Annotated in this window: 16 protein-coding genes; 15 read left to right on the top strand and 1 reads right to left on the bottom strand. The window is 37.4% G+C overall.

Going from position 1 to position 15450, the window contains the following annotated elements; all coding sequences use genetic code 11:
- Positions 1-75: 75 nt before the first annotated feature.
- The 6 genes from N7Z68_RS02230 (at position 76) to N7Z68_RS02205 (ending at position 5922) form a co-directional block, all read left to right on the top strand.
- Positions 76-1722, top strand: coding sequence for an SLC13 family permease (locus N7Z68_RS02230; protein WP_275116822.1), 1647 nt, complete (start codon positions 76-78; stop codon positions 1720-1722).
- Positions 1723-2108: 386 nt separating this feature from the next.
- Positions 2109-2861: a transporter substrate-binding domain-containing protein gene (locus N7Z68_RS02225; RefSeq protein ID WP_275116821.1), complete on the top strand. Its 753-nt coding sequence runs from the start codon at positions 2109-2111 to the stop codon at positions 2859-2861.
- A 47-nt stretch (positions 2862-2908) separates the two neighbouring features.
- A complete protein-coding gene (locus N7Z68_RS02220) occupies positions 2909-3568 on the top strand; it encodes an amino acid ABC transporter permease (RefSeq protein ID WP_275116820.1) in 660 nt (219 codons plus the stop codon).
- A complete protein-coding gene (locus N7Z68_RS02215; protein WP_275116819.1) occupies positions 3561-4283 on the top strand; it encodes an amino acid ABC transporter ATP-binding protein in 723 nt (240 codons plus the stop codon). The genes N7Z68_RS02220 and N7Z68_RS02215 overlap by 8 nt, the downstream gene beginning before the upstream one ends.
- A gap of 105 nt (positions 4284-4388) precedes the next feature.
- Positions 4389-5348 carry an aromatic acid exporter family protein gene (locus N7Z68_RS02210; protein WP_275116818.1) on the top strand — a complete coding sequence of 320 codons (960 nt, stop codon included), beginning with the start codon at positions 4389-4391 and terminating at the stop codon, positions 5346-5348.
- Positions 5349-5412: 64 nt separating this feature from the next.
- Positions 5413-5922, top strand: coding sequence for a L,D-transpeptidase (locus N7Z68_RS02205; protein WP_275116817.1), 510 nt, complete (start codon positions 5413-5415; stop codon positions 5920-5922).
- A gap of 53 nt (positions 5923-5975) precedes the next feature.
- On the opposite strand, the gene prli42 is transcribed toward N7Z68_RS02205, so the two are convergent.
- A complete protein-coding gene (gene prli42 / locus N7Z68_RS02200; RefSeq protein WP_275116816.1) occupies positions 5976-6068 on the bottom strand; it encodes a stressosome-associated protein Prli42 in 93 nt (30 codons plus the stop codon).
- Positions 6069-6284: 216 nt separating this feature from the next.
- On the opposite strand from prli42, the gene mce reads away from it, so the two are divergent.
- From mce to N7Z68_RS02155, 9 genes are all read left to right on the top strand, one after another.
- Positions 6285-6710: a methylmalonyl-CoA epimerase gene (gene mce / locus N7Z68_RS02195; protein WP_275116815.1), complete on the top strand. Its 426-nt coding sequence runs from the start codon at positions 6285-6287 to the stop codon at positions 6708-6710.
- A 91-nt stretch (positions 6711-6801) separates the two neighbouring features.
- Complete coding sequence (locus N7Z68_RS02190) at positions 6802-7923, top strand: tripeptidase T (RefSeq protein WP_275116814.1); 1122 nt, start codon at positions 6802-6804, stop codon at positions 7921-7923.
- Between the two features lie 125 nt (positions 7924-8048).
- The gene (locus N7Z68_RS02185) at positions 8049-8564 is read left to right on the top strand and encodes a MarR family winged helix-turn-helix transcriptional regulator (RefSeq protein WP_275116813.1); all 516 of its coding nucleotides are present in this window, start codon (positions 8049-8051) and stop codon (positions 8562-8564) included.
- Positions 8565-8716: 152 nt separating this feature from the next.
- A complete protein-coding gene (locus N7Z68_RS02180) occupies positions 8717-9955 on the top strand; it encodes a DNA polymerase IV (protein WP_275116812.1) in 1239 nt (412 codons plus the stop codon).
- A 143-nt stretch (positions 9956-10098) separates the two neighbouring features.
- Positions 10099-13242, top strand: coding sequence for a hypothetical protein (locus N7Z68_RS02175; protein ID WP_275116811.1), 3144 nt, complete (start codon positions 10099-10101; stop codon positions 13240-13242).
- Complete coding sequence (locus N7Z68_RS02170) at positions 13239-13538, top strand: EscU/YscU/HrcU family type III secretion system export apparatus switch protein (protein ID WP_275116810.1); 300 nt, start codon at positions 13239-13241, stop codon at positions 13536-13538. Before N7Z68_RS02175 ends, N7Z68_RS02170 begins: the two co-directional genes overlap by 4 nt.
- A gap of 66 nt (positions 13539-13604) precedes the next feature.
- Positions 13605-14027, top strand: coding sequence for a flagellar export chaperone FliS (fliS, locus tag N7Z68_RS02165; protein ID WP_308447204.1), 423 nt, complete (start codon positions 13605-13607; stop codon positions 14025-14027).
- 26 nt (positions 14028-14053) lie between these two features.
- Positions 14054-14881, top strand: coding sequence for a flagellin N-terminal helical domain-containing protein (locus N7Z68_RS02160; protein WP_275116809.1), 828 nt, complete (start codon positions 14054-14056; stop codon positions 14879-14881).
- A 116-nt stretch (positions 14882-14997) separates the two neighbouring features.
- Positions 14998-15435 carry a YaaR family protein gene (locus tag N7Z68_RS02155; protein ID WP_275116808.1) on the top strand — a complete coding sequence of 146 codons (438 nt, stop codon included), beginning with the start codon at positions 14998-15000 and terminating at the stop codon, positions 15433-15435.
- The last annotated feature ends 15 nt before the right edge of the window (positions 15436-15450 follow it).

Below are 15450 nucleotides of genomic sequence, written 5' to 3'. Positions count from 1 at the left end.
TGTACAAAACCACAATTAAAAATGAAAGCGTTTTATACTTAGAATAGTAGAAATATTTATAAGGGGAGGATATTTATGAATAATACATTCATTTCTAATGTATGGAATAATCTTTGGCAATCTCATAATAAAGTAAAAAATATAGTAACCTTCTCATTTGCAACTCAAACTTCTCAAGATACAAATGAAAAGACTGATTCGAGAGAAAAAGAGAAAAATAATAATTCTAATCCAATGTATAAAAAGTCTCAGCTTATAGGTTTGATGTTGGGACCGGCACTTTTCGCTGTTATCATGTTGTTTTTCTCACCAGAAGGTTTATCACCAGAAGCAAGGGCCGTTCTTGCTAGTACAGTTTGGATTGCGACTTGGTGGATTACAGAAGCGATCCCGATCCCTGCGACTTCGTTGTTGCCGATTGTGCTTTTCCCAATCACCGGGGCTATGGATAGTGGCGCAGTCACTTCTTCTTATGGTAATAGTATCATTTTCTTATTTTTAGGCGGCTTCTTAATTGCTCTTGCTATGGAGCGATGGGACTTACACAAGAGAATTGCATTAACGATCATTTCTATTATTGGTACAAGTACACAAAGGATCGTACTTGGGTTTATGGTCGCGACAGGCTTTCTATCGATGTGGATTTCAAATACGGCTACAGCAATGATGATGGTTCCAATAGGGACTGCTATTATTTATCAAGTCTCTCGTAGTTTAAAAGAAAAAAATGTAGGCATTGCCAATGAGGATAAAAATTTCGGTCGAGCAATGATGTTAGGTATTGCATATGCGGCTTCAATTGGCGGTTTAGCTACATTGATAGGTACGCCACCAAACATGATATTAGCCGGTGTAGTAAATGAGTTATACGGCATCGATATCTCTTTTGCCAATTGGATGATGTTTGGATTACCTCTATCTATTATTCTACTTGGTCTTGCTTGGGTTTACTTAATCAAATTTGCATTTCCGGTTCAAATGAAAACATTGCCTGGCGGAGATGAGTTAATACGTGAACAAAAGAAATCGCTAGGTAAAACTAGTTTTGAAGAGAAGGCTGTACTGACGATCTTTTTATTAGCGGCATTTGCGTGGATTACTCGTTCGTTTTTACTAGACGGTCTTATTCCAGGAATCGATGATACAATGATTGCTATTACAGCAGCAGCTATTTTATTTATCATCCCTTCTTTAAGTAAGCGAGGTAAGTTCCTGTTAGATTGGGAAACAGCGAAAAAGGTTCCATGGGGAATTCTCCTTTTATTTGGAGGTGGACTTGCAATAGCTGCAGGATTTAGAGAGTCAGGACTTGCAACTTGGATTGGAAACCAATTAACAGTTGTAGAAGGAGTTCACTTCTTATTAGTGGTTACCATCGTTACAGCACTTGTTATGTTCCTGACTGAAATTACATCAAATACTGCATCTGCAACGATGATACTGCCAATTATGGCTTCACTTGCGTTTGCAATCGATGTTCACCCTTATGCACTCATGATCCCGGCAGCAATTGCGGCATCTTGTGCATTTATGTTACCAGTAGCGACACCACCGAATGCAGTGGTTTTCGCATCAGGACACTTAAAAATGTTAGATATGGCTAGGGCCGGATTGTGGATTAATCTGATTTCTATTGTTGTTATAGTAATCGCCATCTATTTCTATCTACCAATCGTTTGGAGTATGGATCTACAAATGATCCCTGAAATGTTTAAAGGGTAAATAAGATCGAAAGGATAACATGGAGGTGCGTGCCCCTTCACTGTTATCCTTTTTTTATTTGTGGTTTATTCTACTGTTTTAAGTACATATAATTAAAAGTAAAAAATAAAATCACCCGAATTTTAATAGCGATATATGTTATCCGAATGAATAAAAAAATTTTTAATTATTTAATAAAAATAGTATTGTAAAAAAGCTAATTCATACTAGTATTATATTAAAAATTGTCAATCTATTGAACTTTCAAACATTTATAAATGTGCAATATTATTTATAAAAAACCTTTTCAAATTTTTTGGTGTGTGTTAAGATACACCAAGATGAATATTTATTAGTTATTATACAAAAAAATAAATTTATTTTAATGAAGAAACCGGGGGATTATGATGAAAAAGTTTTTTAAATTAGGTGTAACAGCATTGCTATCATTAGGGTTACTTGCAGGGTGTGGGTCAGATGACAAACAAGTACTTGTTATGGGTACTTCAGCAGACTACCCTCCATTCGAATCAATTGATGAAGCTACAGGTGAAATTGTTGGATTTGATGTAGATTTAGCGCGTTATATTACGGAAGAACTAGGGTATGAGTTTGAAGTTAGGGATATGGATTTCAATGGTCTTATTCCTGCTTTAGAAGGCGGTCGAGTTGATTTTGTTTTAGCTGGTATGACGCCTAGACCGGATCGTTTAGAGCGTGCGGATTTCTCTGATATCTATCACGAAGCGAATAATTTAATTGTTTCAAAGGCTGATAGTGGAATTGAAACTGTAGAAGATTTAGCTGGTAAGGCTATTGGTGTTCAACTTGGCTCTATTCAAGAAGAAGAGGCTGAAGGTGTAGTAGCTCCTGAGGTAGATGGCTTACAAATCGAAAAGCGTAATCGTATTCCAGAACTGATTCAAGAAATTATAGCAGGGCGTATTGATGCGGCTATTATTGAAGACACAGTAGCTAAAGGATACTTAGAAAGATATGAAGAACTAAGTTCATTCCTGTTACCACATACTGAAGAGGCAGGTTCAGCGATTGCCTTCCCTAAAGGCAGTGAACTGCTAGAACCATTTAATGAAGTACTTAACGAAATGAAAGAGAATGGTAAGTTAGAAGAACTAATTTTAAAATGGTTTGACGAATAAACAAATATAACATAGAAATATATACGAGAGAGGAATGAGATACGGGCATGAATTTGGATTTTAACCAAATCGTGCCCTCTATCCCTTTTATTATGGGAGGGATATGGGTCACGTTAAAGTTTGTAAGTGTGTCTTTAATTATTGGTTTAATATTAGGGACATTTCTTGCGATACTTAAGATTGGAAAAGTTAAGGTATTAGTCATTTTATCTGATATTTATACATCAATTTTTCGTGGTACACCGCTTATTTTGCAATTATCTATTATCTACTTTGCGACACCGCAATTAATTGATTATAATATTTCTGCCTATGAAGCAGGTGTTTTAACATTTGGTTTAAACTCAGCTGCCTACATATCAGAAATCATTCGTGCTGGTATTCAAGCGGTTGATAAGGGGCAAAAGGAAGCTGCAGAAGCATTAGGTATCCCTTACAATCAAATGATGCTGAAAATAATTTTACCTCAAGCGTTTAGAAATATTTTACCAGCGCTTTTTAACGAATTTATAACGCTAACAAAAGAATCTGCAATCGTATCGGTTATTGGTGTCATGGACATTCTAAGAAGGTCACAAGTTGTAGCCTCGAATACGTTCGCTTACTTTGAACCGCTATTGATTGCCGGAGTTATCTATTATGTATTAGTAATGGCATTAACTCTTCTTGGTAAGTTGCTGGAGAGGAGATTGAAGCGCAGTGATTAATGTAAAAAATTTATCCAAATCATTTGGAAAGCTTGAAGTATTAAAAAATATTTCCACTTCAATAAATAAAGGGGAAGTCGTTGCAATTATCGGACCTTCTGGGTCGGGTAAGTCAACGTTTCTAAGATGCTTAAACATGCTAGAACAACCGACTTCCGGCGAGGTTTGGTTTAACGATACGGAATTAACGAACCCTAAAGTTGATATTTTAAAAGTTAGGCAGCAAATCGGTATGGTATTTCAACACTTCCATTTATTCCCGCATATGACGGTGTTGGAAAACTTAACTTACGCACCGATGTCGGTTAAAAAATTGGAGAAATCTGAAGCTGTCGCTAAGGCAGAAGGACTTCTAAAAAAAGTCGGTTTATATGAAAAGAAAAATGAATATCCTAGTCGCCTTTCCGGCGGGCAAAAGCAGCGTGTTGCAATTGCTCGTGCATTAGCAATGGATCCTGAAGTGATGTTATTTGATGAACCGACTTCTGCGCTTGACCCCGAAATGGTAAAAGAAGTATTAGAAGTCATGAAATCATTAACAAAAACGGGTATGACAATGGCGATTGTTACACACGAAATGGGCTTCGCTAGAGAAGTGGCTGATCGAGTAATTTTCTTAGATCATGGACAGTTGTTAGAAGATGCTCCGCCAAGTGAATTTTTCAGTCAACCAAAAACAGAGCGTGCACGTGATTTTCTGCAAAAGGTGCTATAGAAAAAGTTTGACTTTTCAACAAACTGATAAAATAAATGAATTGCCGTATAATAAAAGATGGTCTTTATGCCATCTTTTTTCTATTTTATTTGATAGGAGAACTATATGTTTAAAATAGGCTATCGAACATTAAAAACCGCAGTTGGGGCAGGTATTGCCATTGCCATCGCCCAATGGCTTTCGTTAGATTTTTATGCATCAGCAGCTATCCTAACCATCTTATGTATTTCCGTTACGCGAAGGAGTTCGGTATCAGTATCCTGGCAACGGTTTGTCGGATGCTTATTAGGGTTAGTTCTAGCTTTTATCCTGTTTGAATGGGTTGGATACCATCCTATTTCTCTTATTATTTTATTATTAGTCTTTATACCTCTATCCGTTAAACTGAAAGTAAAAGAGGGTATTGTAACGAGTTGTGTCATCATCTTACATATTTATACTTTAGGTACGGTTTCTGTCGCTATTTTTTTAAACGAATTATATATTATCATTATTGGTATAGGTGTAGCTTTATTAATGAATTTATATATGCCGAGTGTAGACCGAGATTTACATAAGTATCAAAAAAGGATTGAAGATAATTTTAAGTTCATCTTAAAGGAGTTCTCCAATTATTTACGTAATAGTGGTAATCTATGGGATGGAAAAGAGTTGACAGAAACCTACGAGCTCATTCAAGATGCTAAAGATATCGCTATACGAAATATTGAGAACCACCTATTGCGGTATGAAGATCAATATTATCACTACTTTAAAATGAGAGAAAAACAATTTGAAATCATTGAGAGGATCATGCCGTTTATTTCTTCTTTAGATGATACGGTCGTTCAAGGAATTAAAATATCGAGTTTTTTAGAAGAGCTAAGTCAAGCAGTGGGTCCAGTAAATACAGCTAGTTATTTCTTAGACGAGTTGTCTAAAATGCGTGAAGAGTTTCAACAGATGGAATTACCGCAAACACGTCAAGAATTTGAAATTCGTTCCTCGTTATATTATGTCATGCATGAGCTAGAAAAATATTTATTGATTAAAGAATCATTGAGAAAACAACCAGTAAACAAGTAGAAGTAAGAATAAAAACAGGAGGATTAGTCAAGATAAGGAAAAGAGAATATATGGAGGCGGTCGTATGCTGAAAACACTTTTCTTATCGCTGATGTTAATCGCTTCTCCTATTTGGCCACTTGGTGAAAATCCTTTGATTGGTGATCCTTACCTTATCGTTAATAAACAATATAATCAACTTGCGTATATTCAAGATGGTGTTATTCAAAACGTATATTCTGTAGCAACTGGAAAGGAAATGGACTTAACCCCAGAAGGTGAGTTTATGATTGTCGTTAAAGCTCCAAACCCTTATTATCGAAAAAAAGATATTGAGGGCGGGGCAAAAGAAAATCCACTAGGAACGAGATGGATCGGCTTTGACGCACTCGAAACGGACGGCAGAATATACGGTGTTCATGGGACCAATGCTCCACAATCAATCGGTCATTATGTGACAGCAGGTTGCGTAAGAATGGAAAATACAAATGTAGAGAAGTTATATGATGAAATTCCATTAGGAACGAAAATCTTAATTGTAAATACGAAGGAGAGTTTTGAAGAATTAGCTAGAAAGGCAGGAGCTATTGAATAAATAAAAAGAAGAGGCAGCCTCATATACTAAATGAGAATGCCTCTTCATATCATTTAGAGCCACAAAGCCGCTCCTGTCAGTAAACTACCTGCTACTAATGTTACAATCATTACATAGATGACTACTTTTTGAAATTTACGTGGCATATGAAATGACCTCCTAAAAGACGTACTATACTTATTGTACCTTGTTATAGGCATTTGAACAAGGTTCTTTTTTATTCCTATAACTCATGAACCTTCCATCCACATCAATGTTTAACAATGACAAAAAAGGAGGAAAAATGAGAATTATAGAGAAGATTCTACATTGGGTATTACTATAAAGATAATAATATTAAAATGAACTAGGAGTGGATAGTTATGGGAAACTCGAATGCACCTAAAAAAATCGATCATATTGGAATTGCTGTTCAATCGATTGAAAATGCACTGCCTTTTTACACAGAACAATTAAACCTCGAATTACTTGCTATCGAAGAAGTGGCATCTCAGGGGGTAAAAGTGGCTTTTCTAAAAATTGGGGAATCCAAAATTGAATTGTTAGAGCCTTTACATGATGAAAGTCCAATAGCAAAATTCATTGCTAAAAAAGGAGAAGGTATTCACCATATCGCATTAGGTGTTGAAGGTATTCAAGACCGTATTAATGAAATAAAAGAAAAAGGGATCCAGATGATCAATAATGAGCCAGTAAAAGGAGCGGGTGGTGCACAAGTTGCATTTATTCATCCGAAATCTTCAGGTGGAATTCTTTATGAGTTTTGCGAAAAAAATAAATCTGAATAATCTTTCTCTTCTATTGAACTTCACAAAAGGTGAAATGTTCGGGGAAATCATGTACCATTTAAATTGAAAACCGACAGATGGAGGCAGATAAATGATTAATGAACAACGTCTTGTGGATGAGTTTTTAGAGCTCGTCCAAATTGACTCAGAAACAAAACATGAACAATTAATAGCACCTGTTTTAAAGAAAAAGTTTGAGGACCTTGGTGTTGAAGTATTTGAAGATGATACGACTGAACAAACAGGGCATGGCGCAGGTAATTTAATCTGTACCTTACATGGTACAAAAGAGGAAGTAGACCCAATTTACTTTACTTCTCACATGGATACTGTTGTTCCTGGTGTTGGCGTAAAACCTTCTATTAAAGATGGGTATGTAGTAACGGACGGAACGACTATTTTAGGTGCTGATGATAAAGCTGGAATTGCCGTAATGCTTGAGGCAATTAAAGTATTAAAAGAGCAAAACGTAGATCACGGCACGATTCAATTTATCATTACAGTTGGTGAAGAATCAGGTTTAGTAGGAGCTAAAGCACTCGATCCATCTTTAGTAAAAGCAAAGTTCGGGTTTGCATTAGACAGCGATGGACCGGTTGGTGATATTATCGTTGCAGCTCCAACACAAGCAAAAGTAAATGTTGTAGTACACGGAAAAACAGCCCATGCTGGTGTAGCACCTGAAAAAGGAATTTCAGCTATTACGGTAGCTGCTAAAGCTATTTCAAAAATGCCACTAGGTCGTATTGATGAAGAGACGACAGCAAATATCGGCCGTTTTGAAGGGGGAACACAAACGAATATTGTTTGTGATTATGTAGCGATTTTAGCTGAAGCCCGTTCACTGCTTCCAGAAAAAATGGAAAAACAAGTGGCTGCAATGAAAGCTGCGTTTGAAGATACAGCAAAAGAGTTCGGTACGACAGCTGATGTAGATGTAGATGTCATGTATCCAGGCTTTAAACTTGGTGATGGTGATGAAGTAGTTGAGGTTGCTAAACAAGCGATGACTTCTATTGATCGTACTCCACGTTTACTAAAAAGCGGTGGTGGCAGTGATGCGAATATCATTGCTGGCTTTGGCATTCCAACGGTAAACCTTGCAGTCGGGTATGAAGAGATACATACGAAAAATGAACGCATGCCTATTTCGGAACTAATCAAGCTTGCAGAAGCAGTTGTTTCTATCGTTAAAACCGTTACAAATAAATAAAACTTCCAAAAGAGTCCAAATGTTTTGGACTCTTTTTCATTTTTTGGTACACTATACTGGTAAAATGTTAGTGAATAAAAGTAAAATATAGATAAATACTTATATTATGGGCCTGGGAGAAAGGGTTGATTAATTTGGAATATAATTCTATACATCAAATGTTAAATTATTTCCGTGCGACGTATAAAGTGGTTGAAGAAGACTGGCAAAAGTCAGCGCAAGAAGTCGGAATCACACAGTCAGAGCAGCATATGCTCTGGATTATTTATTACGAAAAAAAAGTTTCAATGTCCTATATTGCTAAAGTAGGGTTGTGGGATTTATCGACAGTGATGCAAGTGATTAAACGGTTAAAAGCAAAAGGCCTTGTTCAAACCATTAAAGACGAAAATGACCTTCGGATATCATACGTTATGCTGACGCCAGAAGGTGAGAAGAAGCGAGCAGAAACTTCCGAATTTACCTACCGTTTCTCTGAATTTCTTGATAATTATGCAAATGAAAGCGAAGAACAAAAAAAGAGACTGGAAGAGTCACTGCACTTTGTAAAAGATTTTTGTAAGCATTATTATGGACAGGAATTTATTCAATGGGTAGATAAATCGAGCAGTTTAAATGAAGCCGATGATGAGAATAAGTGATCCAAAAGATGTGAGTTAACTTAAAAGCTCACATCTTTTTTATTTTTCTACGAACGTAATAGTTGCAGTTTCTTTAGTTCCTAAAATAATTTGACAGCTTTAAAATAAGAAACATCTAATATTTTGTTTTATAATGATTGCAGGTGATGATTATGAAAAGAAAGGTGATATTTCATATCGATATGAACTCGTTTTATGCCTCGGTAGAAGCTGCTTATGACCCCAGTTTACGAGGCAAACCTTTAGCCGTTGCAGGAAATGAAAAGGAACGTCGGGGAATTGTGGTCACTTGCAGTTATGAAGCAAGAGCAAAGGGTGTAAAAGCAACAATGCCCGTTTGGCAAGCAAAGCGTCTATGCCCGAACCTAATTATCAAACAGCCGGACTTCACAAAATATCGATCTGCCTCTTTGCAAATGTTCGATGTGCTACGGGAATACACGCCTTTAGTTGAACCCGTTTCCATTGATGAAGGCTTTATGGATATGTCTCATTATGAAGGTGATGAACCACTGCAAAAAGCGACTGAAATTCAAAATAATCTTTTAGAGTACTTATCATTACCATGTAGCATTGGAATAGCCCCGAATAAGTTTCTTGCTAAAATGGCTAGTGAAATGAAAAAGCCCTTAGGCATTACGGTATTAAGAAGGCGGGATATCGCTGAGAAGCTTTGGCCACTCTCTTTAATAGAAATGTATGGCATTGGAGAAAAGACAGCAAATAAATTAAATAAACTGGGACTACATACAATTGGTGATTTAGCCAACGCTGATCCAACTTTGCTAAAAAAGCGGCTAGGAATTTACGGTGAGAAATTAATTGAACGTGCCAATGGCATCGATACACGTGAAGTTGATCCTGATTCAATTTCAGATTTTAAAAGTGTTGGAAATTCTGTGACTTTACCAAAAGATACTACAGATCAGGAAAAAATTAAAACCGTATTTACAAATCTAGCGCATGAAGTAGGACGCAGGTTAAGAACAAAAAAGGTGTGTTCAGAAAACATTCAAATTACTATACGCTATCATGACCGAAAAACAATTACTAGGAGTCGAAAGCTAACGAGTTCTATACAGACAAATGATGACATTTTAGAAGCTGCTCTGTTTTTATGGCAAAAGTATTGGAGTGGTGAATCAATACGGTTATTAGGGATTACAGCAATCGATTTAGTTGAGGAAACAGAAGCCTATAAACAATTAGACTTGTTTTCCTATAAGGAAGATGAGAAAAAGTTAAAGCTTTCTAAAACGGTGGATGAAATTCGCTTAAAATATGGCCAACATTCTTTACTTAAGGGTGGGCAGTTAGGTGAACAGCGGAGTGAGCAATTACGAGATCATAAAAGACGAGGGACGAGTTTAGATAAAGATTTTTTTAAATGAGAAAGATCTAGCTTTTCTTATGAAAACTAGGTCTTTTTTGTGTTCAATCTAAAGGAAATGAAAATACTCCAAAAATTGTTCATAAACCTTTTTATAAGTTAGACCGATATTAACGATAGAGATAATGTACGGGAGTGAAAAAGATGCAAATAACAAATCAACCTACAAATGCTGCACAACAAACATCAGATCGTACGTTAAACTTGCGTGAAGGTGAAGTTTACCGAGCTACTGTCAAAGAACGCTTACCAAACAATGAAGCTATCCTACAAATAAGAGGTCGTGAAGTTCATACAAGATTCGAAGGTGCTCAGCCGCCAACAGACCGAGTAACTATACAAGTAAGTGAAAATCGCCAAGGCATTCCAGTTGTTCGTTCGATAGGAGAAGAACGAAGCGGTTCAACGGTACAACAAGGAGATTCTAAAGATATTCAGCGCGTCCTGCGCAATTTAGGGGTTTCTCAATCTCCAACACCTGAGTTGCGTCAAGCAGCTCAAACTTTACTAGATAAAGGTGTTCCGCTAACGCGAGAAGCAGTTCAAGAGCTACAGAGATATTTCAACTCCAATCAAGGAACAGTAGACCAGCGGCAACAAACGATCCAAGCAATGGCAAATAAAAGATTAGAAGTGACTCCAGCACAAGTTCGTGCTGTTCATGAGGCTTTACACGGACGTCCTATAAACCAAGTGTTATCCAGTATTGCCCAAGAAATGAATTCTGGTACTAGAGTAAATTCGGAAAGCGAGCAGTCCAGACAAAGCCTAGAACGTCAAGTAAGTGAAGCGGTGCGACGATTTGAACAGCTACAGCGAACGGAAGCTAGTAGAGTGACTGTAGAAAATAATCGAGTAGAAGGAAATTCCGCCCGTCAACCAGTTGCTGAAAATGTAAGAAGTATTGAGCAACGTCCGCCAGCAGACCAGCGAGCAAGTGACCAACTCCGCCAAGTGCGAGAACAAGTCCAACGCGAGCCTAATGTGCAACGAGCGATTGAGCATGTCCGTCAGCAAGTGTTGACTAACCAGCAACTGCCGCAAGAAGTAAGAGAGCAAGTCAACCGAGCGGTAGAAGAAGCACGCACTCAAACACAACGGGGCCAGGAAACGGCAGTCGTAAGAGAACGTCTCGTGCAAGCGATAACGCAAGTAGAAAGAGAAGTAGCAAGCCGAGAAAATAATCAACGGATTGAAGGAAATGTCGCACGCCAGCAAGCACCGGAACCTGTAAGAGCAGTCGAGCAACGTCCGCCAGCAGACCAGCGAGCAAGTGACCAACTCCGCCAAGTGCGAGAACAAGTTCAACGCGACCCGAATGTGCAACGAGCGATCGAGCATGTACGCCAGCAAGTGTTGACTACGCCTGGACTGAATAGAGAAGCCGTTCAAGCTGTTGAAAGAGCTAGTCGAGAAGCGAGACAACTTGTACAAGTTAGTCAAGACCGGATGGTTCAATCGTTACAAGCAATTGAAAAGCAATTAAGTAACCAACCGAAATCTGAAGAAAATACCCGTGCAAGCGAGGCAATCCGTGACGTTAGAGATCAACTTAGCCGTGATCAAAATGTACAAAGAAGTGTAGAGCAACTTCGAAATCACCTTTCAAATCAAACATTTGATCGAAATACACAACAGCAGGTTGAAAGAGCAATAAATCAAACACAACAAATCGAAAATGTCTCAAAAGAACGTTTGTCACAAGCTTTAGTTACTGCGGAAAAAGCAACAGTTCGAGCGGAAACAGCCGGAACAAATCAACCAAATCAAACGGTTAATCACACTAGCCAAGGGCAATCAAATGAACAACGTTTAAGTGAGGCGTTGCGTCAAATGCAACAGCTTCTGCAAAAAGAAGCTAATTTTGATCGGGCAGTTGAGCAAATGAAGCTGCAAATCAATCAAAACTCAAACAGTAACACGCAAATGATTGATAAGTTAACAAAAGCAACAGATGAAAGTAAACAGTTATCGAATCAAGGACGAGAAATGGCTGCGAGACAGCAGTTGATGCAAACTTTACAGCAACTAGAGCAGCAAGCGATAGCCAAAGAGCAAACTCAATCATCAGAAGCGAACAGGCAACCGCTCGAGTCGAACCAATATATAGCTAATGAACAGTTCCAAACCGGTGTTCAATTAAATAGTAAGGATATTGCTGTAACTACGATTACTGAGAAGTTGGCACAAGCTGCAGCTGATTTTAAAAACCTGCAACGAGAAATTACTAGAAACCTAGATGTAGCTAATCGATTAATGGATCAATTTAAAAATCAAGCACAGCACCAAGTAAAACCACTGCTTGAAACAACGATTAAAAAATTGGATAATGCCATCTTAAAAAGTGAAATGATGTTATTAACAGATATGAAGACGGAAAAAAGGCTCATGCAGGCGAGCAGTCAATTAGCTGAAGCGAAAAAACTTCTTTCAAAAGGACAATACCAAGAAGCTAATCGTATTGTTCAAGAAGTAAAAGGTGTCGTTGAGCGTCTGCAGTTTAAGCCATCTGAAACAAAAGTGATGCATTACATTAGTAATGAAAGACAGGTACTAGAGTCTAGAACACCTACCCAGCACGTCATGAGTCAATTGAATGAAGGGATAAAGCCGAACTATGGACAAGAAGCGTCGGCTCGTCAAGCGTTTGAAATGGTTCGCGGATTGGGATTGAATCGCGATAGTGAATTAGGGATGTTGTTAGCAAACTCCAGGGAACAATCACAACAGGAGGCTAATCAAAGAAACTTAAAAGCGGCACTAATGACGTTAATGCGCGGTGAAGAAGAAAACAGTCGCCTTGGACAACAAGCCAATCAAGCAGTGAATAACATAACAGGTCAACAGCTGCTTAGTAAATCGGATCAAGGTAACCTACAAAGCATGTTCTTTAACTTACCGTTTTTACTAGAAGAACAAGTTGAAAATCTCCAAGTCTTTGTTAATTCAAGAAATGAAGGTCAGCAAGTAGACTGGGAAAATTGTAATTTATACTTCTTGATCGATACGCCGAAATTAGGTGAAGTAGGGATTATGGTTTCAGTTGTTGACCGAAACTTATCGGTTACACTAAAAAATAATCAACCGATGTTCGAAACCAAGATGGAACCACTAGTTGATCAATGCGTTGATAATATAAAAGAGATTGGCTATAACGTCAATGGAATAAAGTATACAAAACTAGCTACTAACAATGAGAAAGAAGATACAACGATAGAAGAAGTTGACGTACCCAACAAATCTCAGCAACCGATTTTTACAGAGAAAGGCTTTGATTATAAAATATGATGATTTCCAAACACTTTAATCATAAACAGCGACGTGTAACGAACGGTCCAACAGCTGCGGTAATTCAATATGATAAAGAAGACGGCGGGGCACCTAAAGTAGTGGCACAAGGAAAAGGTGATGTCGCCAACCAAATTATTAGCTTAGCAAAAAAAAATAATATTCATATGCAAGAAGACCCGTTGCTTGTGGAAAATCTATTAGATATGGATTTAGGTGAGAATATTCCGCCGCAACTGTATTCGGTTATGGCAGAAATTTTGCTTTTAATTGAACAAATGGAGAAAAAGTATTAAACAATGAAATGATTTTGTCGATAAAAAAAGTAAGATAGTGCTAATTGGAAATTGGGAGGGACATGCGTGACATTGATTACAAAAGAAGCACTTCATAAGAAGTCCCCACAAGAGATTACGAAACTTCTTTATGAAGCTTGCATAAATAATCTAGAGGAAAGTAAAACTGCTATATTAGAAAAAAACTTTGGTAAAGCAAATGATAGGCTTCAAAAGGCAAATGATATTATAGAAAAATTGGGTAGAGGCTTAAACTATGACGCAGGAATAATAGCAGATCAGTTAGAAGCAATATATAACTATTTATCTGATTGTTTAATAAGGGCAAATACTAATAAAGATATTTCAAAAGTAGAGGAAGTTCAAACAATCATTGCTGACCTTTCTGTAGCATGGTCTCAAGCATTACAAAAAAATAAGGATATTCAATCAAAGTCTGTAAAACAAAAAGCTATTGCTTATGAACAAAATTCAATATATGAAAAATAAATTGACACTAAAGGGAGTCTAGGTCTATGAAGATAAATAATAATATCCAAGCATTGAATGCTTATCGTAACTTAAATCAAAATCAATTTTCTACTTCAAAAAATCTTGAAAAATTATCTTCTGGTTTAAGAATAAACCGTGCTTCAGATGATGCAGCAGGACTTGCTATTTCTGAGAAAATGAGATCACAAATTAGGGGGTTAAAACAAGCAGAAAGAAATGCTTTGGATGGTATCTCTTTAATACAAACAGCAGAAGGAGCAATGCAAGAAGTTCATACTATGTTGCAGCGTATGCGTGAGTTAGCTGTTCAAGCGGCAAATGACACTAATGAAACTGAGGATCGTCAAGCTATTAAGAATGAGATTGACGAACTTATTGCTGAAATTAATAGTATTTCAGAAAAAACGGAGTTTAATAAGAAGAAGGTCCTTAACGGTGGAACTATGGAGGCACCAGGGATAGACTTCCAAATTGGAGCTAATAGTAGTCAGAATGTTAACCTTAAAATTACTAGAATGAATTTTGCATCATTAAGTGGCGGCGCAACAACTATTTTGGTCGACAACCATACAAATGCTAATACATCAATAAACACAATTGATACTGCAATTAATAAAGTTTCAGAAAATCGCTCTAGATTAGGAGCTATACAAAATCGTTTGGAACACACAATCAACAACCTACAAGTAACACATGAAAACTTAACAGCTGCGGAATCGCGTATTCGTGATGCTGATATGGCACTAGAAATGACTGAATTCACGAAGAACAATATTCTTAACCAGTCAGCAACTGCGATGCTTGCGCAAGCGAACCAGTTACCTCAAGGTGTTCTTCAATTACTTCAATAATGGATACTTCTGGAGACTTGGCCAAATTTGGTCAAGTCTTCATTTAACTTGGTCTTATTCCTAATTCAACAGTGTGATAAAATGAGAGAAGAATTTTAAGTAGAGGCGGTTAAATCATGGATGTTCAACGTATTGGCAGAGCTAATTTAAATCGAGTCGAGCAAAAAGTACAGGGACCGACGGCTTCGGTTTCATTTGCGGAAGTGATGGGGAAGCAGCGGGATGAACAAGCGTATGAACGAATCAACCAATTGATGCAAAAGATTGATGATCAAGGAAAAGTGTTAGCCGAAACCCGAACGGTTGATGAATTGCGGAAATATAAAGCGCTCATTAAAGAGTTTATGGAAGATGCCGTTTCACTAGGGCTTCGTCTCGAAGAAAAGCGTGGTTTTAACCGACGCGGCCGTACGAAAGTTTATAAGATTGTCCAAGAGGTCGATCGCAAGTTATTAGACTTAACAAATGCAGTGTTAGATAAACAAAAAAGAGGTCTCGATATCCTCGATATGGTTGGTGAAATTAAAGGGTTAATCGTTAATATTTATGCTTAAGAATCATAAAATGTC

The sequence above is a fragment of the Alkalihalobacterium chitinilyticum genome (genome assembly GCF_029028005.1).
GTDB lineage: Bacteria > Bacillota > Bacilli > Bacillales > Bacillaceae_F > Alkalihalobacterium > Alkalihalobacterium chitinilyticum.
The sequence above is the reverse complement of the archived record's forward strand: the minus strand, read 5'-3'. Positions and strand labels throughout refer to the sequence as shown.

What these genes read in the sequence shown, in the direction of transcription:
- N7Z68_RS02205 (WP_275116817.1), top strand. Translation starts at nt 5,413, where the DNA reads ATGCTGAAAACACTTTTCTTATCGCTGATGTTAATCGCTTCTCCTATT.
- N7Z68_RS02220 (WP_275116820.1), top strand. Translation starts at nt 2,909, where the DNA reads ATGAATTTGGATTTTAACCAAATCGTGCCCTCTATCCCTTTTATTATG.
- N7Z68_RS02170 (WP_275116810.1), top strand. Translation starts at nt 13,239, where the DNA reads ATGATGATTTCCAAACACTTTAATCATAAACAGCGACGTGTAACGAAC.
- prli42 (WP_275116816.1), bottom strand. Translation starts at nt 6,068, where the DNA reads ATGCCACGTAAATTTCAAAAAGTAGTCATCTATGTAATGATTGTAACA.
- N7Z68_RS02175 (WP_275116811.1), top strand. Translation starts at nt 10,099, where the DNA reads ATGCAAATAACAAATCAACCTACAAATGCTGCACAACAAACATCAGAT.
- N7Z68_RS02190 (WP_275116814.1), top strand. Translation starts at nt 6,802, where the DNA reads ATGATTAATGAACAACGTCTTGTGGATGAGTTTTTAGAGCTCGTCCAA.
- N7Z68_RS02230 (WP_275116822.1), top strand. Translation starts at nt 76, where the DNA reads ATGAATAATACATTCATTTCTAATGTATGGAATAATCTTTGGCAATCT.
- N7Z68_RS02155 (WP_275116808.1), top strand. Translation starts at nt 14,998, where the DNA reads ATGGATGTTCAACGTATTGGCAGAGCTAATTTAAATCGAGTCGAGCAA.
- N7Z68_RS02160 (WP_275116809.1), top strand. Translation starts at nt 14,054, where the DNA reads ATGAAGATAAATAATAATATCCAAGCATTGAATGCTTATCGTAACTTA.
- mce (WP_275116815.1), top strand. Translation starts at nt 6,285, where the DNA reads ATGGGAAACTCGAATGCACCTAAAAAAATCGATCATATTGGAATTGCT.
- N7Z68_RS02225 (WP_275116821.1), top strand. Translation starts at nt 2,109, where the DNA reads ATGAAAAAGTTTTTTAAATTAGGTGTAACAGCATTGCTATCATTAGGG.
- N7Z68_RS02210 (WP_275116818.1), top strand. Translation starts at nt 4,389, where the DNA reads ATGTTTAAAATAGGCTATCGAACATTAAAAACCGCAGTTGGGGCAGGT.
- N7Z68_RS02180 (WP_275116812.1), top strand. Translation starts at nt 8,717, where the DNA reads ATGAAAAGAAAGGTGATATTTCATATCGATATGAACTCGTTTTATGCC.